The 19,563-nt window shown below is 39.6% G+C and carries 18 protein-coding genes; 1 reads left to right on the top strand and 17 read right to left on the bottom strand.

Annotation, left to right across the window (positions count from 1 at the left end; translation table 11 throughout):
* Positions 1–284: 284 nt before the first annotated feature.
* The 17 genes from ytxC to citZ all read right to left on the bottom strand — a co-directional run bounded on the left by ytxC (position 285) and on the right by citZ (position 17,958).
* On the bottom strand, positions 285–1,118 hold the full coding sequence (gene ytxC, locus PFZ69_RS03005; RefSeq protein ID WP_270179540.1) for a sporulation protein YtxC: 834 nt from the start codon (positions 1,116–1,118) through the stop codon (positions 285–287).
* A gap of 125 nt (positions 1,119–1,243) precedes the next feature.
* Complete coding sequence (gene dnaI, locus PFZ69_RS03010; RefSeq protein ID WP_270179541.1) at positions 1,244–2,173, bottom strand: primosomal protein DnaI; 930 nt, start codon at positions 2,171–2,173, stop codon at positions 1,244–1,246.
* 28 nt (positions 2,174–2,201) lie between these two features.
* A complete protein-coding gene (locus PFZ69_RS03015; RefSeq protein ID WP_270179542.1) occupies positions 2,202–3,551 on the bottom strand; it encodes a replication initiation and membrane attachment family protein in 1,350 nt (449 codons plus the stop codon).
* 108 nt (positions 3,552–3,659) lie between these two features.
* Positions 3,660–4,118: a transcriptional regulator NrdR gene (nrdR, locus tag PFZ69_RS03020; protein ID WP_270179543.1), complete on the bottom strand. Its 459-nt coding sequence runs from the start codon at positions 4,116–4,118 to the stop codon at positions 3,660–3,662.
* Between the two features lie 74 nt (positions 4,119–4,192).
* Entirely contained in the window at positions 4,193–4,579 is a 387-nt protein-coding gene (locus tag PFZ69_RS03025) for a cytosolic protein (protein ID WP_270179544.1), read from the bottom strand.
* A 118-nt stretch (positions 4,580–4,697) separates the two neighbouring features.
* The gene (gene speD / locus PFZ69_RS03030) at positions 4,698–5,087 is read right to left on the bottom strand and encodes an adenosylmethionine decarboxylase (protein ID WP_270179545.1); all 390 of its coding nucleotides are present in this window, start codon (positions 5,085–5,087) and stop codon (positions 4,698–4,700) included.
* Between the two features lie 274 nt (positions 5,088–5,361).
* Positions 5,362–6,390 (bottom strand): glyceraldehyde-3-phosphate dehydrogenase, encoded by a 1,029-nt coding sequence (locus PFZ69_RS03035; protein WP_270179546.1) that lies wholly within the window; start codon positions 6,388–6,390, stop codon positions 5,362–5,364.
* Positions 6,391–6,586: 196 nt separating this feature from the next.
* Entirely contained in the window at positions 6,587–7,180 is a 594-nt protein-coding gene (gene coaE, locus PFZ69_RS03040) for a dephospho-CoA kinase (protein WP_270179547.1), read from the bottom strand.
* 13 nt (positions 7,181–7,193) lie between these two features.
* Positions 7,194–7,826 (bottom strand): sporulation membrane protein YtaF, encoded by a 633-nt coding sequence (gene ytaF / locus PFZ69_RS03045; RefSeq protein ID WP_270179548.1) that lies wholly within the window; start codon positions 7,824–7,826, stop codon positions 7,194–7,196.
* A gap of 65 nt (positions 7,827–7,891) precedes the next feature.
* Entirely contained in the window at positions 7,892–8,722 is an 831-nt protein-coding gene (mutM, locus tag PFZ69_RS03050; protein ID WP_270179549.1) for a DNA-formamidopyrimidine glycosylase, read from the bottom strand.
* A 23-nt stretch (positions 8,723–8,745) separates the two neighbouring features.
* Complete coding sequence (polA, locus tag PFZ69_RS03055; protein WP_270179550.1) at positions 8,746–11,373, bottom strand: DNA polymerase I; 2,628 nt, start codon at positions 11,371–11,373, stop codon at positions 8,746–8,748.
* Positions 11,374–11,623: 250 nt separating this feature from the next.
* Positions 11,624–13,042, bottom strand: a complete 1,419-nt coding sequence (gene pnpS, locus PFZ69_RS03060; RefSeq protein WP_270179551.1) for a two-component system histidine kinase PnpS — start codon at positions 13,040–13,042, stop codon at positions 11,624–11,626.
* Entirely contained in the window at positions 13,042–13,752 is a 711-nt protein-coding gene (locus PFZ69_RS03065) for a response regulator transcription factor (protein ID WP_270179552.1), read from the bottom strand. The genes pnpS and PFZ69_RS03065 overlap by 1 nt, the downstream gene beginning before the upstream one ends.
* A 215-nt stretch (positions 13,753–13,967) precedes the next feature.
* On the bottom strand, positions 13,968–14,447 hold the full coding sequence (locus PFZ69_RS03070; RefSeq protein ID WP_270179553.1) for a MaoC family dehydratase: 480 nt from the start codon (positions 14,445–14,447) through the stop codon (positions 13,968–13,970).
* 74 nt (positions 14,448–14,521) lie between these two features.
* The gene (gene mdh / locus PFZ69_RS03075) at positions 14,522–15,460 is read right to left on the bottom strand and encodes a malate dehydrogenase (RefSeq protein ID WP_270179554.1); all 939 of its coding nucleotides are present in this window, start codon (positions 15,458–15,460) and stop codon (positions 14,522–14,524) included.
* 43 nt (positions 15,461–15,503) lie between these two features.
* Positions 15,504–16,775: an NADP-dependent isocitrate dehydrogenase gene (icd, locus tag PFZ69_RS03080; RefSeq protein WP_270179555.1), complete on the bottom strand. Its 1,272-nt coding sequence runs from the start codon at positions 16,773–16,775 to the stop codon at positions 15,504–15,506.
* Between the two features lie 67 nt (positions 16,776–16,842).
* On the bottom strand, positions 16,843–17,958 hold the full coding sequence (citZ, locus tag PFZ69_RS03085; protein ID WP_270179556.1) for a citrate synthase: 1,116 nt from the start codon (positions 17,956–17,958) through the stop codon (positions 16,843–16,845).
* A gap of 460 nt (positions 17,959–18,418) precedes the next feature.
* Here citZ and ytvI point away from each other — a divergent pair, with 460 nt between their 5' ends.
* Complete coding sequence (gene ytvI / locus PFZ69_RS03090) at positions 18,419–19,543, top strand: sporulation integral membrane protein YtvI (protein ID WP_270179557.1); 1,125 nt, start codon at positions 18,419–18,421, stop codon at positions 19,541–19,543.
* Positions 19,544–19,563: the final 20 nt, after the last annotated feature.

The raw sequence follows: 19,563 nt of genomic DNA on the forward strand, positions 1-19,563 counted from the left end.
AACACCCATCCCAAAAGGGACGAGTGTTGATCTCGTGGTTCCACCCTGCTTCCCGCTAAGATATCATCCTAGGCGGCTCAGACTGCTGTAACGTAGCACAAACGCCGCACTATTTCCTGAGCGGTGTTCAAAGGTGGTAAGTATACTTTTCACACTAGGATGATCGCACCATTTCATCCCTCTCTGAAAGCTGACAAAGCATCTCATATCCTTATCATAACGATTTTCAATATACGTTTATGTAGGTATTATAAGTAGTTGACTACATAAAATCAAGCCTATTTCTAATGATTTCCCGAAAAAAATATTTTAGACATGTGAAATGGGAAAAAGCGTAATCGCTCTTGAAAAACATTACGAATCGTCTGAGTCAGTCCCTCTTCAATATCATCTGTAAATACATTTATTTCTTCGGGTGCTAAATATAAAAGCGGCAACAAAATATCCGGGTCAATTTCATCAGTTGTTAATTCATTCGGAAGCTCTTCAAAATACATGTCCATTGAATCAACAACAAGCTTGACCCCCTTCTCATCTACAAGGTGATACTCCCCATCGAAAAGAAGGTTCACCTCCTTCTGTTTCGGATTCCTAAGCTGCAGCAGCTGCCTAAGTGCTTCAATGAAGTTCTGATACTCTTGCTCGAGTTTGTATTCATCAATTGCTTCAGCAACTAAAGCAGAGAGAAGCTTTTGATAGGGTCTCGTCCTAAAAACAAGAAATGAGTCAAACGAAATCGTACCTCCTTGCTCAATACAACCAAATGCTGCATCTCGAAGAATAGTAAACCTCTCACGATATCCCTCAGTTCTTGGGACGTCGATGCGATCCCCATCGCCTATGCTTCTTGCTAAACCGCAGATCTCATCAATTTCCTCGCGATCTTTAAAATAATAGCTAGTCCTTAAAATATTTTGCATCCATACCTTTTCATAGGTGGTCTTAACACAGTGGGCGAGGCAATCGGCAATTTCAAAACACGTTCTTGAATCGTATGGCTCAATCGGTATGGAAAGAACCATTTCTGCTTCATTTTCAAGTGTCTCTTTCCCTCTCAGGCATAGAGCTGCATGTAGAACATCATAGTCTGCTTTGTTTTTGAACGTAAGTGAAACCAACTTTTCCCCCTCCTGTCCACCTTCTTATTAGCATCTATATGGCCGAACTACAGGAAAGATGAATGAAACAATAAAAAAGCCACCCACAACTAGTGGATGGCTTCAACGCAAGAAGAGATCGTGCCTTATTTCCGCCTGTTCTTCCCTTCAAGAAAGATGGGCGTCGTATAATGTTTGATTCGTTCCATAATCCGTTTTGCTTTCGTTAGCTCGACCCCTGCTTTATTTGAATAAGCAAGATGTTCTTCAAGCAAATCATAATCAAGGTTTGAAGAATAAAGTGTAGGGAGTCCCTCCGTCATCCGGTATTGAAGCAGTGTTCCTAAAATATCATCACGAACCCATGTAGAGATATTCTCTGCCCCAATATCATCCAAAATAAGAAGAGGGGTCTCTTTTAGGAAGTTTAGTTTTTCATCGATCGACTGATCTTGAATCGCACTCTTCATTTGTCTAAAGAAGTCAGGTGTGTAGATGAACTGAGATTGAACCCCTTTTTCTTTTGCAAGCTGATTCGCAATCGCACCGAGGAGAAAAGTCTTCCCGACCCCAAAGCCGCCATGTACGTACAGTCCCTTAGACGTTTCACCAGGGACAAAATCTTCAACGTATTGATCAGCAGCTTGAAACGCTTCGATTCTGCCCCCGTCATCATCGATATCAGCAAAAGATGCGTTCAGGATTTCTTTAGGAATGTAATAGCTTTTTACCATCTCATTGCGTTTCTTATTATCTTCTTCTTGAATCCTAGTAGGGCATCGGTTGTATCGAATATCGATCACGGTTCTATTGATAAATAGCTCAGGTTCATACCCGTCCATCATGTTCACACAATTAGATAGTCCGTCGCACCCTTCACAGCCCTTCGTTTGCGTTGTGTATTCGTATAGTCTGGCGAGACTTCGGTCGATCATTTTTTCATCGACTTCTTCGTTCTCTGCACAAAATGCACGAATATGTGGATCAGACAAAATTGCTTTTTTCATTTCCTTATATTTCTGTTGAAATTTATTATTTGCAGGCATTTTATTAAAAGATTCTTGAATGGATTCCATCTATTTTCACCCGCTCTCATTACTTATATTAGTCTTTTTTATATTTGCTTAGAAACTTTTGTAGCTGCTTTTGCTTTTCAGCGCGTTCGTCCTCAGACATTTCCGGTTCTTTTGGATTCGAAATCCATTCCGGTACTTTGTCTTTCCTTGCTGAAGTCTTGTTACGGTTAGAAGTTTTATTCGCTTTCTTAGGTGATGGTTGTTCTAATTCTTTAATCGCCAAGTCCATCGCTTCTCTCACTGTCTTCACATTCGCTCTAGCCCAATGACTTGCAAACTTCTCTACGTAGTTTTTCGATAGCTTCTTATCCTGCGTTTCTAGAATAAAGTCTAACAGTACGTTCATCACACCAGGAGTTAAATTCTGCTCGTCCATAATTCGTTCAACCATTCGCATATCTGCTTGTGAAGGCTTACCACCTCCAGCAGCCCTTTGCAAGATGTCATATGGTGTCATCTGTTCGTATCGTTGGGCAGCTTTTTCTTCCTGGGTTGATGGCTCTTTCTTATGAAATTCTTGTAATTCCTCAGGCTGCTTTCTCAGTTGAAGCGCAGGAACTTTCCCTTTGTTTTCTAATGCAAACCAGCTGCTAACCTCTTTACGGAGTAAATCTTCAGTCAACATATCATGATGAATAGCAGCTTGTTCAACAATTCGAGCCATTTCATATGGCTCGATTTTATACACGAAAGCTAAACGCTCGATCGTCTGTTTAACAGACTTATTAAGCATTTGATTTGATACAATCATATCAGAAATATGCTGCTTCATCACTTCAAAATCAAAACGGGGAGAACTGAACACAAGCCCTTTGTTTTCGCTTCTGCCAACCGCTGGAACTTGTGGCTCATCATTTTCATCAGCCATAACCATTTCGGACGGATGTAAGGAATCATACACATCATTGAACGAAGCAGTAACGTTCTCGTATTTATCTCTATCGATCAACTTACTTGAGAAATGTTTTTTCAGTTCATTGTATCGGTTTCTGCCTAGTCTATTAAATAAGTAAATATTTAAAACACCATCATTGAAAAAGCGCTCTGGCGTTAGAGGTGGATGTAATTCATACGCAAAGTGTCTCGGATCTTGGTCCTTTTTCAAATACGTATTCAATAGACCGATTCCTTCTAATTTCTTTCTTTCTTCTAAAACCTTCTTCAAATCCCACCTCAGCATAACCTTTAGGCTGTGATGTGTCATTGATTCATGATCTTGATGTTCATACATACTCCACAACGTCATATACAAACTATATGCCTCTGCACCGATTAAGGGCTGATATAAGAGAGTTAGGATCTTTCTATCATACTCATGAAGAAGGCCAGCAGCCTCCACTTGAAGGGTATCAACAGGTAGTAGTTCTTTCCAATGCATATGCTTCACCTTTATCTTCTATCTTATTATTGTACTTCACTACTAAATTTAGTCTTTATTAGGTCGTCTTAACGTACAAAAAAAGAGCTTAATCTAAGCTCTCTTTCTTTACTCCGCTCTGTTTATCAACTCTTTTAGTTCTTTAATGAAAACATTGATATCTTTGAATTGACGATAAACTGAAGCAAACCTTACATAGGCAACTTCATCCACTCTGGCAAGTTGATCCATCACAAGCTCACCGATAACATCACTGCTAATCTCAGAAGCTCCCTGATTACGTAAGTCACGTTCAATTTCATTTACAACTTTTTCAAGAGTTTCTAGAGGAACAGGTCTTTTTTCACACGCTTTTATTAATCCTCGAAGAATTTTATCTCTGCTAAATTCCTCTCTTGTTCCTTCTTTTTTCACAACGATAAGCGGAATTTCTTCTACCGTTTCGAACGTTGTAAAACGGTATGTACAGGATTCACATTCACGGCGTCTCCGAATAGACCTGCCATCGTGAACAGGTCTTGAATCCAGTACTCGTGTTCCATTTATATTACAGTTGGGACAACGCATCAGATCATCTCCACCAAACGCACAAGATTTCTATATCTTATTTTAGCATAAATTAAAGAAGTGCACTAATCCTATTAAGAATCGGAATATCCTGTTCCTAAAAATGTGAGTTGCTTTTGTAGAGCTTGATACGCTGTCTCGATAACGCGTTTACTATAGCCGAAATCAACAGGCAATGGCGTCTCTGTCGATACAGAGAAATCTATTGCCGTTCTGTAAGGTCTTACGGACACGACAGTTACAACGATAAGAGCTTTCTTTCCACCATTTATTTGGAACACAAATTCTCCTCGATCGAGAGAATCTGTTACGATTTCTCCTTTAAAGTGTTTCAGAAGTACTTCCTTAGCTGCTTTATAACCTTGTTCCTTCGTTGTTTTAAAGTAATGTGTTTTTAATGCTTCATTCGGGTGATTTTCCCCTGTTTCTGCTCTATTCGTAAAAAAATCTTTTATCCCCACCGTGTTCCTCCTTTATTTTTTTTTAGAATAGCAAGAAACGGTAAAGAAATCAATTCACTAAGCAATGTGTGCATAAGAAAAAGGAGTGCATTCGCACTCCTAGATTTTTTCGTATAGTTTATGAAGTAAACGCTGATTCCTGTTCTCTAAGTCTAGGTTTAACTGGGCCCATTCCACGAGGTAATTCAATGTTTTCTCTCGTATCAGCACCAAGCGCATCTGCAATATGGTTCGCAGCAACATTTGGATCAAGATCGCCACAGGTATACACATCGATACTTGCATAACCGTGCTCAGGAAAACTGTGAATCGTCAAATGTGATTCAGAAATAATGACAACTCCACTCACACCTTGAGGTGCAAACTTGTGAAATGCAACTTCTCTAACTTCAGCTCCAGACTTAAGTGCCGCTTCTACAAACGTTTCTTCGATTAGTTTCATATCGTTAAGCTTATCTACGTCACAGCCCCATAACTCAGCAATAACGTGTCGTCCAATTGTTTCCATTTAAATATCCCCCTTTAATTTTTACTCATGCGGTTAGCATGCGGTATTGAAAATCCACCACGGGGGAAAGTTAGTCCGATGAGGTCCTAACCCTTTAAGTAGTTTTCAACGCCAAATTGCTATAAAAGAAGTTCACGAAAAATAGTATAATGCTTTTAAAATAGATTTGCAACTACAAAATTTTTCGGGATTAAAGGAATACGATTCGCCTCTCTTTAATAGCATTACCGATACAAAATAAAAAGAAGCAGGGTGTCTAGCCCCTGCTTCTTTCTTAAACGCTTACTTCGGATTTGCTGGGAATTTTCTCGCCAACATACTTTGCCATATCCACTACTCGACATGAGTAGCCCCATTCATTGTCATACCATGCAAGTACTTTTACTTTGTTCTTTTCTACAACCATCGTGGATAACCCATCAACGATCGATGAATTAGAATCACCATTGTAATCGATGGAAACAAGCGGCTCATCGGAGTAGCCTAGAATTCCACGAAGAGGTCCTTCTGAAGCAGCTTTTAATGCGTCGTTCACTTCTTCGACAGTTACGTCTTTCTTAAGATCAACCACTAAATCCACAAGCGAAACATTCGGTGTTGGTACACGAAGTGACATACCATTAAGTTTTCCTTCTAGATGTGGCAACACTTTTGAAATTGCTTTTGCAGCACCTGTCGTTGTCGGAATGATGGATTGACCACACGCTCTCGCTCTTCTTAAGTCTTTATGAGGGTTGTCAATATTTTTCTGATCATTCGTATAGGCATGAACCGTAGTCATCATTCCTGTCACGATGCCGAATGATTTGTCTAGTACTTTGACTACTGGAGCAAGACAGTTTGTAGTACATGAAGCGTTTGAAATAACGTGATGCTTTTCATGTTTGTATTCGCTTTCATTTATCCCCATAACAACTGTCAGATCTTCATTTTTACCTGGCGCTGTGATAATAACTTTCTTTGCACCGGCATCCAAATGAAGGCCTGCACCATCTCTAGAATTAAATTTACCTGTTGCCTCGATTACGATATCTATATTTAAATCTTTCCATGGGAGATTACTAGGATCACGATCACTAATGACTTTGATTTCTTTACCGTTTATTTTAATCCCGTTTTCAACAGGGGTAACCTCTCCATCGAACGTACCGTGAATACTGTCATATTTAATAAGGTGACTTAATGTTGCAGGTGGATAACTGGCGTTAATTGCTATTACATCTAAACTCTCTTCTGTAATCGCCTTTCTAAATACCATACGCCCAATTCGTCCAAAACCATTAATCGCTACTCTTGATTTCATCCAGCGTTCCTCCCACCATTTATGTGTTATACTCTTTTTTGTTTTTCTCAGGATTAGTATAACATATAATATGCGTTTTAAAAGATTTATTTACACCATTTATGCAAAAAGGGGAGATATGGGTGTATGACACCTAATTAGCTATAATTAAAATTTCACTTAAAACAAAAAACACGTCATTTCGACGTGTTTTGACTCAAACGATCTTCCATTCCTTCAGAATGTTCCTTAGCTGTTTCTCTGTTGCCTCTCTCGTTCCTGTATTATCGATTACTTTATCAGCTAACTGCCTTTTTTCTTCGATCGGAATCTGTGACCGGATTCGCTGTACTGCTTCTTCTTTAGAGCTCTTGTCACGTTCGATGAGTCGCTCCAACTGTGTTTTTGAATCTACATAGACGACCAGCGTCCGGTCGACAAGATAGGAAAGCTTACTTTCAAACAGAAGAGGGATATCCAACACAACATGCTTATGGCCGCTTTCTTCATATGCTTTCGCTTCCGCTAACATTCGCTTACGAATAGCAGGATGCATGATCTCATTAAGAAGCGAACGTTTTTCGTTATTGCTAAAAATAACCGAACCTAACCTTTTTCGATCAAGGTACCCATCATCCGTTCTTACCTCTTCACCAAAGACCCGAACGATCTCTTCTAATGCTGGCTCACCGGGCTCAACAACTTCTCTAGCTATGACATCTGCATCAATTACTGGTATGGATAGGGTTCTAAGCATTTCTGCAACTGTGCTCTTTCCACTTGCAATTCCACCGGTAAGTCCTATCTTCATACATTCCCTCCTTTTACATCTTCATAAATCCTATAATGATCAGCAAGCAGCCCGGAAGATAAGAAAGTTTATCTACCCATTTGATCCCTGAGGCGAGATTTCCACATTTCAACCCTAAGAAAACAAATAGGGAGCTCATACATGCGATCAACAAAGCCGTTTGAAGAGGGGCATATCCAATCATGGATGCACCAATACCTGCACCAAACGCATCAAGCGAAAGAGCAGCACCTAACATGACCGCCTCGATCCCTGTTATCGTTCCAGAATCGTCAAAATCAGCGGTTGTCGGCTTTCGTAATATGCTGATGACAACACCTAAAGACCTTATCTCAAAGTGAAGTAACGTCCGTTCCGTTACGGATTTCTCGGCATCGGACCCTCCTCGAAACATTTGATACAAAACCCATCCGCCAAGAGCAATTAGAATGCCTCCTCCAATTCTCTGAGCGAGTGTATCGGATATCCATAATTGAAGGATTGAGCCCAAGCCCATCGCAACAAGCATTGATACCGCTGAACAAATCGTCAAAATAATAATTGATTTAAACGGAATCTTCATCTTACGCAATCCGTATGTTAAGCCAGCTCCAAATCCATCGACACTTACAGCAAATGCGAGAAAAAACAGTGAAACCCAGTGCATTGGCGAGCTCCTTCCATACTAAAATCTTTGATAGTATATGAACAGAGCCCTTCCAACGCTACGAATCACCTTTTCTCTTGACAGCGAGGACAATAGGTCGTCCCTCTCCCACCAACAACTTTCTTCTCTAGTAAACCATCACATTTCTTACATGATAATCCTACTCTTCCGTATACAAAGAGGCTTTCTTGATACGTACCAACCTTGCCTTGACTATTCACATAAGATCTTATCGTGCTTCCACCTTTTTCAACAGCATCTTTAAGTGTAGAAACAATTTCTCCGTGTAGTTTGACCAACTCTTCAAAGGTTAGAGAAGATGCCACTCGCTCAGGATGTATGCCAGCTTTAAATAGCGCTTCATCTACATAAATATTCCCTAGACCCACTACGATTGTTTGATCGAGCAATACCGTTTTCACATGACGTCGTGTTTTTTTAAATCCACTTCGTAACACTTCAGGTGTAAATTGCTCAGAAAAAGGTTCGAGTCCTAACTGTGAAAGAGGCAATACATCTTCTTCTGTATTTAAAGGAAAAAGATGCATCGTACCAAATTTGCGCACATCGTGATAACGAAGCTCCGTTCCATCCTCGAATGTGAAGAACACATGGGTATGATGATCAAATTCTTCATCACTTCTTGACACCCTATACTTCCCCTCCATTCGAAGGTGGGAAACGATCACATCGTCCGATAATATGAGCTTTAAAAACTTCCCTCTTCTCTGAACCCCTGTAAACGTTTGGCCAATAACCTTCATCTTAAACTCTTCTATATCATCTGGTGCTTTAATAATCTTTGGCCACTTGATTACAACGTCTTTTATTTTCTTCCCTACAATGAGATCCTGTAGTGTTTGTTTAACCGTTTCTACTTCCGGTAACTCCGGCATAATTCTCTCTCCTTTGATGCGAATTACTTAGCATCATACCAGGTGGAGCCATACTCATAATCAACCTTCAAAGGAACGACCAATTCAATAGCAGTTTCCATCACCTCAGGTACAATGCGTTTTAATGTCTCGATCTCTTCTTCAGGTGCCTCGAATATTAATTCATCGTGTACCTGGAGCAACATTCTTGTATCGAGTTTTTCATCCTTCAATCGTTTATCCATCTCTACCATTGCTTTTTTGATAATATCTGCGGCAGACCCCTGTATCGGTGTATTCATAGCCGTTCTTTCTGCAAAACTTCTCTGGTTAAAGTTCCGCGAATTAATTTCTGGTAAGTACCGTCTTCTATTCATAAGCGTTGAAACAAAACCGTCCTCTTTTGCTTGTGTGACGACATCATCCATATAACGCTTTACACCCGGGAAGCTTTCGAGATACTTCTCAATAAATTCAGACGCTTCTTTCCTTGTAATTCCTAAGCTTTGTGAAAGTCCGTAATCGCTAATTCCATACACGATACCGAAGTTTACTGCTTTTGCATGCCTTCTCATTTCTGATGTAACATCTACCTTCGTTACGCCAAAGACATTCATTGCGGTTTTCGTATGGATATCTTCTCCCTTTTGGAAAGCTTCGATTAGATTTTCGTCCTCTGCGATGTGTGCAAGAACCCTAAGCTCAATTTGGGAATAATCCGCAGCAAACATCACCCAACTTTTCGTCGTTGGAATAAATGCCTGCCTGATCTTTCTGCCTTCTTCCAAACGAATCGGGATGTTCTGTAGGTTAGGGTCTGTAGAACTGAGTCTTCCTGTTTGGGTAAGAGCCTGATTAAAACGGGTATGGATTTTTCCAGTCTCTCTAAATGTAACTTTAAGCAATCCCTCTATATAAGTGGAGTTTAGCTTTCCTAATTGCCTGTATAATAATATTTCCGGGATAATCTCATGCTTACTTTCTAATTTTTCTAGAATATCCGCAGAGGTAGAGTATCCTGTCTTTGTCTTCTTGATCACCGGTAACTCTAACTTCTCAAACAATACCTCTCCAAGTTGTTTTGGTGAGTTAATATTAAATTCAGTACCAGCAAGCTCAAAAATACGTCCTTCAATTTCTTTCAACTTGTTATTAAGTTCCTTGCCCATTTTTTCTAAGCGTTCAACATCTACGCTGACGCCCTGGGTTTCCATCTCTCCTAATACCAACGTAAGAGGCATTTCAAGATTATGAAAAAGATCGATCTGGTTATTTTTATCTAACTGCTCCTCAAGTGTTTCTTTAAGCTGATAGACTGCATATCCTTTTCTCACCAAATGGTCTGCAAGCTCTTGTTCATCTGGCACTGCACGCTTCGCACCTTTCCCATAGATCGCTTCATCAGAAGAAACCACAGAGAAGCCTTCCCGCTTTGATATGGCTGAAAGATCATGCGTCGATTCAGATGGATTTAGAAGGTAAGAAGCGATAACCAAATCAAATGTTATCCCTTTTAGGTGTATTCCTTTCCAACCAAGTGCGACGACAGCTCTCTTGGCATCAAACACCCACTTCTTCTTTGTTTCATCTTGAAGATAAGACTGAAATCGTTCAGACTTAAGCGCAACGTCACTAGGAATATAGAAATTCCCCTTTTTATTTACAAGAGAAAATCCTTGTATCTCAGCATTATGATAATTCTCTTCCATTACTTCAACAATTAAAGCAGATGGGTTTAAGAGATGATCATCATTTACTTCATCCAAGAACTCAACCTTAAGGTCATCCATTTCCTCTTCTACTTCACTCTCTCCTCCGATGCGTTCGAGAAGCGTTTTAAAACCCAAATCATGAAAGAGGGTACTCACCTCTTCTGTTTTGAAACCTTCATATACCATATCGTTAATCTCAATCGTGAGAGGCGTTTCCTTAAAGATGGTGACGAGCTCTTTACTCATCATCGCCTTATCTTTATTATCCTCTAACTTTTCTTTTAACTTCTTTCCGGAAACGCTATCGATAGAATCATATACGCCTTCAAGTGTTTCAAATTGCTTTAAGAGCTTTAGCGCTGTTTTTTCTCCAACACCAGGAACGCCAGGAATATTATCAGAGTTGTCTCCCATTAATGCCTTCATATCGATGATTTGTTCAGGCTTTATTCCATATTTTTCATCCAAAAATTGAGGATCGTATGTATCGATATCCGTTATGCCTTTTCGAGTTAACGCTACATGAACATTATTCGATACGAGCTGAAGGAGGTCCTTATCACCAGAATAAATTTTCACATCCCAGTTTTCTTTACTCGCCATGTCAGCAACTGTGCCAATAATATCATCTGCTTCATAATTCTCAATTTCAAACCGCTTGATATTAAATGCGTCTAGCATCTCTCGAATAACAGGAAATTGCTCACTTAATTCTGATGGCGTTTTTTGCCTTCCGCCTTTATATTCTGTATACGTCTTATGTCTAAATGTTGTTTTTCCAGCATCAAATGCCACTAGCATATGAGTTGGTGCTTCGTTTTCTATAATTTTCAAAAGCATCGTTGTAAAGCCATAGACCGCATTCGTATAAACACCTTTATCGTTGTTTAATAAGGGCAGTGCGAAAAACGCTCTATAAGCGATACTATTTCCATCTATCAATACAAGTTTATTCTTCAAAGATAAACCTCCTATATCATTTGAATTTAAGTATCCATCACAAAAACACCTGTCTTATCCATTTTACCACGGTGGCATGTAGAATGAAAAAACAGGTGTCGTTTATTGTATTGAATGAAAATTTCAAAAAAAAAGAAGACGAGTAAAAACTCGTCTTAAATCATGCTCTAGTCATGATGAAGGGGTCAAGTATCACTTTACAGATATAATTTTAAGGGCATATAAACGAAGTGTAAAAATTCCGTAAATCTTAATAAATTCGTTTTTTTAGTAAAGTTATCGTAAAAGTAGATCCTTCACCCAGTTCACTCTCGACAGAAATTTTCCCATTATGAGCTTCAACAAGATGTTTTACAATCGCTAGACCAAGTCCAGTTCCACCTAAGTTTCGGCTCCTAGCTTTATCGACACGATAGAAACGTTCAAATATTCTCGGCAGCTCTTCTTTCTTAATCCCTATTCCAGTATCAGAGATTGTAAATTCAACCGAATCAGTTTGCTCTTTTACATTGATCATAATTCTTCCATTTTCAGGTGTGTACGTAATGCTATTCGAGATTAGATTTAGGAAAACTTGCTTCAGTCGATGAACGTCCCCTTTAATTTTGGTTTCCCCTTCATATGCAGTCGTAACTTCAATTGCCTTTTTATCAGCTTTATTCTTTGTCATTAGAACGCAGTCGTCAACAATTTCTTTGAGGTTCGCATCCTGCCAATTTAAAGCGAAATGAGCCTGTTCCATTTTGGATAAATCGAGCAAATCTTGTATCAACGTTTGAAGCCGTTCACTTTCGTCATGAATGATTGTAAGAAACCTCGTACGAAATTCCTTATTTTCCATAGCACCATCCAATAGTGTTTCAGCAAACCCTTTTAGAGAGGTAACAGGTGTCTTCAATTCATGAGATACATTCGCGACAAAGTCTTTTCTCATTTGCTCGAGTTTTTTTAAATCGGTAATATCATGAAAGACCAGTACTACGCCTTTCATCTGATCATCCTGAGAAAGGATAGGGGCACCGGAAACATCAAAGTGACGGTACTCTAATCCAACTGGGAGCTCTAATTGTTTCCGAACTGTTCCTTCTACCAATAATGTTTCTTCTACAAGTTGAACGATTTTTGTATATGGAATGGCTTCATAATACAGTTCATCTATGTAATCACTGGTATTGATACCGAACGTATCTTTATAAAATCGATTCACCAGATTGATATTCCCTTTCACATCGATCAATATCAAACCACTATTCATATTTTCAATCAGTGTCATCAGCCGATTTTGCTGAATTTCATAGGAATTCGTCATGTTTTCCATGTTTCTTGCAAGGATGTTCAATGAGTGGCTAAACTGTCCAGTTTCGTCTAATTTATATTCATACGTTCGCGCTTTAAAATTTCCTGAAGCAAGTTCATTCGCAACTTTAAGCGCACCTTCGAGCGGCTTTGTTAATCTACTCGAAATGCTGATACTAATATAAACAAAAAGGAAATACGCTACGGCAAAAGAAATGCTAAGAATGAACCACATATTCTTAAGTTCTTCACCTGAAGCATCAGCAAACAAAATTCCTTCAAAAATATTGCCGATGATTACGACCATCATGATAAATAAGAAAAATAGAACAATAAATTGCCCGTTTAAAAATCGAGATCGGAACCGTCTCATCAGGACGACGGTCCTTCTAACTTATATCCAAGCCCTCGTATAGTTTTAATATATTCCGGTTTGCGGGTATTTTCTTCGATCTTCTCTCTTAAATGACTTACATGAACATCAACAATTCGAGTATCTCCTACAAAGTCATAATTCCAGACTGCACTCAATAGTTGTTCTCGTGTAAGTACTCGTCCTTTGTGTCGCACTAGATAAACTAGAAGCTCAAACTCTTTCGGAGTTACTTCCATCAATTCCCCTTTAAAATAAGCTTCGTAATTATTAGGATAAACATCCAATTCGCCAACCTGGATTCTTTCCGCTTCTTCTGGTGCACCTTTCATGCCTTCCATTTGTTTGATCCTTCTTAGAATCGCCTTTACACGTGCCACTACTTCTCGAGGACTAAACGGCTTCGTCATATAATCGTCTGCACCTAGCTCAAGACCCAACACTTTATCGAATTCATCATCCTTAGCAGTCAGCATGAGAACCGGTGTGTAAATATGTCTGCTTCTCATCTCTTTGCACACCTCTAGACCGTCCATCTCTGGAAGCATCAAGTCGAGTATGATACAGTTTGGCTTTTCTACCTCAATCTTTTGAAGAGCTTCAGCCCCATCTTCTGCTGTTACTACTTCATATCCTGCTTGTTCAAGATTAAATTGAAGCAATGTCATGATCGACATTTCATCTTCTACTACAAGTATCTTCTGAGCCATTGGATTACCCCCTAAGCGTTTTCCCCGTTTCATCTATGTTAGAGCCGATCATCAGGCATATTTATTTTTTCCTGAATACCTACATAATACTATTCTTTATGCAATTGAAAAAGGGATACTTGTCGAGGAGCGCTTACATAGGGGATTCTAAGACCAAATAAACTCGTGAGATTCTATCGATTCTCGTTAAAATAAAAAAAGAGCCTTAGTGGCTCTTAGAAATTCTCAAATGCTGTTGTCTTTGTTAAAGACTTTGTAGGGTACGGTGGGCAAACAACGAATTCTCCGTTTAGAACGAGCTTTCCTTCTTCATTCTTCCCTTCAACTTTAACAGTAATAACATGATCATCTTGGTTCACATCGATTACTTCAAAACCAAAATGAAGAGCTTCATAATGATAGACTGGATTATCAAATGTAACTTCTTGTTTCTTTATACTACTACCAGGTCCAGGCAGATACTTTGAGATAGCACCTGAAACGATAGCCAGAAGCATGATCTGTGGCACGATCGGCTTTTTGAACGGTGTTAAAGATGCGTAATCATGCTGTATGAAAAGAGGGTTATTGTCATTGGAAATTCCAAGATACAATAACAGTTCACGATCATCTATCTTTTCCGTAACTTCTAATTTTTCACCAACTGAAATTTCTTCAATCATTCTACCGATTTTTCGTTTTTTTCCTAAAAGCATCATCCATCCCCCTTTTTAAGAAAGCGCTTTCTTTATTTTAGTAAAAGAGATCCGGCTTGAACCGGATCATCTTTTTAATTTAGTACAGTCATTACTTTACGAACAGAGTCTGCAGATTTATCTAATTGCTGCTTTTCTTCATCCGTAAGCTCTAGCTCAATTATTTCCTCAATTCCACTTCCACCGATGATTGTTGGAACACCTAGATACAAACCATCATAACCATATTCGCCTTCAAGATAAGCAATTGTCGGAAGAACACGACGTTGGTCTTTTAGTATGGCTTCTACCATTTCAACAAGGGAAGCAGCAGGAGCATAATACGCACTTCCGTTACCTAGCAGACTTACGATTTCTCCTCCACCTTTACGAGTACGCTCTACAATTTCTTCGAGTCGTTCTTCCGAGATGAGGTTACTCAACGGAATTCCACCAGCAAATGAGTAACGGACTAAAGGCACCATATCATCACCATGGCCGCCTAATACGAAACCAGTGATGTCTTTTACGGATATGTTCAGCTCTTCTGCAATAAAAGAACGGAAGCGAGCAGTGTCGAGAATACCTGATTGACCGATCACGCGGTTTTTAGGTAAACCTGACTCTTTAAATACGGTGTATGTCATCGCATCAACAGGGTTTGTTAGAACAACAATAAGAGTATTTGGAGAGTGTTTTACAACTTCATGTGTCACACTCTTCATGATCTTAGCGTTCGTATTAACAAGGTCGTCTCGACTCATGCCTGGCTTCCTTGCAATCCCAGCTGTAATCACTACGATGTCAGAATCAGCTGTATCTTCATAATTGGACGTCCCGGTTATTTTGGAATCAAACCCTTGAACAGGACTCGCTTCAAACATATCAAGCGCTTTTCCTTTCGTAGGACCTTCCTGATTTGGAATATCTACGAGCACTACATCAGAAAGCTCTTTCTGAGCTAGCAAGAAAGCTGTCGTAGCACCTGTAAAACCTGCTCCTATAACGGATACTTTTTTGCGTTTTATCGTCATACGGACGCCACCCCTTTAAAGGAAAATAAGTTCTAACGTTTAATTAATTCATGTTCTTGATTAGTTCGTCGCCAAATTCAGAAGTCTTCACTTCAGTCGCACCTTCCATTAAACGAGCGAAGTCATACGTTACTACCTTGCTTGCGATTGTTTTTTCCATAGAATCTAAAACAAGTTTAGCAGCCTCGTTCCAACCGATGTGCTCAAGCATCAATACTCCAGAAAGAAGAACTGAAGAAGGGTTAACTTTGTCAAGACCAGCATATTTCGGTGCAGTACCGTGAGTTGCTTCAAAGATTGCATGACCACTCTCATAGTTAATGTTCGCTCCAGGAGCAATTCCTATCCCACCAACTTGAGCAGCAAGCGCGTCAGATACATAGTCTCCGTTCAAGTTCATCGTAGCCACTACATCAAATTCTGCAGGACGTGTTAAGATCTGCTGAAGGAAGATGTCCGCAATTGCGTCTTTTACGATCAACTTGCCTTCTGCTTCAGCTTTTGATTGAGCTTCGTTAGCTGCATCTCTGCCTTTTTCTTCTACGATTTGGTCGTATTCAGCCCACGTGAACACTTTATCACCAAATTCTTGTTCAGCCACTTCATAACCCCAGTTCTTGAAAGCTCCTTCAGTAAACTTCATGATGTTTCCTTTGTGAACGAGCGTTACGTTTCGACGTCCTTCATCAAGCGCATATTGAATCGCAGCTCTAACAAGGCGTTTCGTCCCTTCTTCAGAAACTGGCTTGATACCGATACCAGATGTTTCTGGGAAACGGATGTTTTTAGCGCCCATTTCTTCACGTAGGAAAGAAATTACTTTCTTAACTTCGTCAGAACCTTTTTGGAACTCGATGCCAGCGTAGATATCTTCAGTATTCTCACGGAAGATAACCATATCAGTGTCTTCAGGTCGTTTTACAGGGGAAGGAACTCCCTTGAAATAACGAACTGGACGAAGACAAGTAAATAAGTCTAGCTCTTGTCTAAGAGCAACGTTAAGAGAGCGGATCCCGCCGCCTACTGGAGTCGTCAGAGGCCCCTTAATCGCAATTATGTATTCACGAATTGCTTCAAGTGTTTCAGCAGGAAGCCATTCTCCTGTCTTATCATGTGCCTTCGCACCTGCATAAATTTCTTTCCAAGTAATACTCTTTTCACCAGAGTATGCCTTATCAACCGCAGCTTCAAGTACGCGAGATGCTGCTGCCCAAATATCTGGACCTGTTCCATCGCCTTCAATATATGGAATAATTGCATGATTTGGAACGTTTAGTACCCCATTATTTACGGTAATTTTTTCTCCATTAGCCATTTGATATTCCTCCTATTGAAATCTACATTTTTTTGAGAGGGAAGGAATGCTCCTTCCCTTAGTGGTCTTATCGGTTTTTTACATTAACGTATGTTTGATTTGTTGCGCCTACGTACTCTGCACGAGGACGGATCAAGCGGTTATTGCTATATTGCTCTAGGATATGAGCGATCCAACCAGATACTCGGCTTACAGCGAATAGCGGTGTGAATAAGTCATGGTCGATACCAAGACTGTGATAAACAGAAGCAGAATAGAAGTCTACGTTTGGTGGTAATCCTTTTTCGGATGTCACAATCTGTTCCATCTTTGCAGACATCTCATACCACTTTGTCTCTCCAGTCAACTCAGTAAGCTTACGGGACATCTCTTTAAGATGTTTCGCACGAGGATCTCCAGTTTTGTACACACGGTGACCAAAGCCCATGATCTTCTCTTTTTTCTCAAACGCGTTATGAAGATAAGACTCTACGTTCTCTTCGCTGCCGATTTCAGTCAGCATCTTCATGACTCTTTCATTAGCGCCACCGTGAAGTGGTCCTTTAAGAGCGCCGATCGCGGAAGTCACACCTGAATAAATATCAGAAAGTGTGGCTACACATACACGGCCAGTAAATGTTGATGCATTCAACTCATGATCGGCATGAAGCACGAGTGCTTTATTGATTGCAGTCACTGCTACGTCTTCTGGCATTTCGCCATTCAACGTGTAAAGGAAATTAGCCGCAAAGCTCAAATCTTTCTTAGGACTGATCGGTTCTTTCCCTTCACGAATACGTGAAAAGCTAGTCACGATTGTAGGTAATTTCGCCTGAAGACGAATCGCTTTACGATAGTTCGCTTCTTCACTCATATCATCTGCTTCTTCATCATAGAGTGCAAGAGTAGAAACTGCTGTACGAAGCGCAGCCATAGGAGACACCTTATCACTTGGATAAGATTTAATTTGATTGATGATTTCTTCTGGAATAGCCGCTTCTTCTGCAAGCTTAGAAGAAAACTGTTTCAATTCTTCCTTATTTGGTAGTTTATCATTCCATAACAAATAGATTACTTCTTCAAAACTAGCATTTTCTGCAAGATCATCAATGTTGTAACCTCTGTATGTTAAGACATCGTTTACAATTGAACTGATAGATGACGTCGTTGCAACAACGCCTTCTAATCCGCGAGTAGTCGTCATACTTTCCCTCTCCTTTTCCATATTAACATTCTTTTTTTCTAAAAATTCTGCTTTGATAACGCTTTACAAACACTCCAAAAAAAAGGAATCTTATGTACAAAGAAGGTGCGTCCGTCTCCATTATAAACAAAAATCTGACATTTGTGAATGAATATGCAAAATTTGGCGACTTCCTTTTTTTTCTTAAAAGCCTATTGAATACGTGTTCTAAAGGCAAGAAACCTAGTCTGAACGGTAGTTCAGTTTATAGCCTCGACAAAAAAACACACCCATACTCTTTCCTCACAAAACGACAGGTTTGATGTACTTTAAAAGGAAGATTCCTAGTGAATAACCAGAACGCTTCTTTAAGCATAACAAACATTTTAAAATTTTTCACGAATTCAGCTAAAATGAATTTGATTGCATGAATCGAACAAGTGTATTATTAAAGTAGAATGTTATAGGAGGGGGCGCTTTATTGAACTGGCATTATATACACAGCATTCTCCGATTTTTAATCGTTATAGCAGCTGTTGTGTTAGGATTATTTTTACTATATTATATATGGCACTTTGCTTATCCCTTCGTAATCGCCTTGCTCCTAGCCTTTTTGATCAACCCACTTGTCGATCTACTAGAACGTAAAGTAAAGATGCCAAGACCAGCTTCAGTTGCACTATCGATCGTTTTTTTAATCGGCGTTCTCGCAGCTTTTTTAACCCTGCTTGTGAACGAAATCGTGCAAGGAGTCGTTTACTTAGCTGACGTTCTTCCCGAGAACTTTAGAGAAATCGTTACGTTTATTGAAGAACTATTTGTTTCACACGTTTTGCCTTTGTATAACCAGCTTGAAGACCTATTCAAAGACTTGAATAAAGATCAGCAAACAACGATCATGGATAACATACAATCGATCGGTACCACTGTAACGACGGCTGTTACAGATATCCTTCAAGCACTCGTCGAAGGGATTCGTTCCATCATCATCAGCTTACCAACGATCATTACAGTGTTGATCTTTTCTTTGCTAGCTACTTTCTTCATCAGCAAAGACTGGTATAAATTTATTAGTTGGGTAAAGAAAAAAACACCGGGTGACATCCAAACAAGTATTGGGTCCGTTTATAAAGATCTCAGAAAAGCGCTCTTTGGATTCATTAAAGCACAACTTACATTGATATCGATGACGGCTGCTATCGTTCTCATAGGTTTGCTCATTCTCCGGGTAGAGTATGCAGTAACTATCTCGATCATCATAGGACTTGTTGACCTTCTCCCGTACCTCGGTACTGGAGCAGTATTCGTTCCATGGATGATCTATTCATTCCTTACTGGTAATTACGGTTTAACGATTGGACTAGCCATCCTTTATGGAGTCGTTGTCATTCAACGACAACTAGTCGAACCAAAAGTATTATCTTCTAACATTGGTCTTGATCCACTCGCAACGTTAATCGCATTGTTTGTTGGGTTTCAAATTTTTGGTTTTATCGGCTTAATCATTGGTCCTGTATTTCTAGTTGTACTTAAGACGTTGTATCATGCTAATGTATTTAAAGATGTATGGCATTTTATAATAGGAGAAAACAAAAGAAAAAGCTGAAGGGAATACGCCTTCAGCTT

Source organism: Alkalihalobacillus sp. CinArs1, from assembly GCF_947387515.1.
Taxonomy (GTDB): domain Bacteria; phylum Bacillota; class Bacilli; order Bacillales; family Guptibacillaceae; genus Guptibacillus.

Bases quoted from the DNA above. Each gene is read 5' to 3' on its own strand.
- speD (WP_270179545.1), bottom strand. From the start codon at position 5,087: ATGGAAACAATTGGACGACACGTTATTGCTGAGTTATGGGGCTGTGAC.
- mutM (WP_270179549.1), bottom strand. From the start codon at position 8,722: ATGCCGGAGTTACCGGAAGTAGAAACGGTTAAACAAACACTACAGGAT.
- coaE (WP_270179547.1), bottom strand. From the start codon at position 7,180: ATGAAGATAGGACTTACCGGTGGAATTGCAAGTGGAAAGAGCACAGTT.
- pnpS (WP_270179551.1), bottom strand. From the start codon at position 13,042: ATGAGACGGTTCCGATCTCGATTTTTAAACGGGCAATTTATTGTTCTA.
- citZ (WP_270179556.1), bottom strand. From the start codon at position 17,958: ATGACGACTACTCGCGGATTAGAAGGCGTTGTTGCAACGACGTCATCT.
- PFZ69_RS03065 (WP_270179552.1), bottom strand. From the start codon at position 13,752: ATGGCTCAGAAGATACTTGTAGTAGAAGATGAAATGTCGATCATGACA.
- PFZ69_RS03015 (WP_270179542.1), bottom strand. From the start codon at position 3,551: ATGCATTGGAAAGAACTACTACCTGTTGATACCCTTCAAGTGGAGGCT.
- dnaI (WP_270179541.1), bottom strand. From the start codon at position 2,173: ATGGAATCCATTCAAGAATCTTTTAATAAAATGCCTGCAAATAATAAA.
- PFZ69_RS03035 (WP_270179546.1), bottom strand. From the start codon at position 6,390: ATGAAATCAAGAGTAGCGATTAATGGTTTTGGACGAATTGGGCGTATG.
- nrdR (WP_270179543.1), bottom strand. From the start codon at position 4,118: ATGCGTTGTCCCAACTGTAATATAAATGGAACACGAGTACTGGATTCA.
- mdh (WP_270179554.1), bottom strand. From the start codon at position 15,460: ATGACGATAAAACGCAAAAAAGTATCCGTTATAGGAGCAGGTTTTACA.
- icd (WP_270179555.1), bottom strand. From the start codon at position 16,775: ATGGCTAATGGAGAAAAAATTACCGTAAATAATGGGGTACTAAACGTT.
- ytaF (WP_270179548.1), bottom strand. From the start codon at position 7,826: ATGCACTGGGTTTCACTGTTTTTTCTCGCATTTGCTGTAAGTGTCGAT.
- PFZ69_RS03070 (WP_270179553.1), bottom strand. From the start codon at position 14,447: ATGCTTTTAGGAAAAAAACGAAAAATCGGTAGAATGATTGAAGAAATT.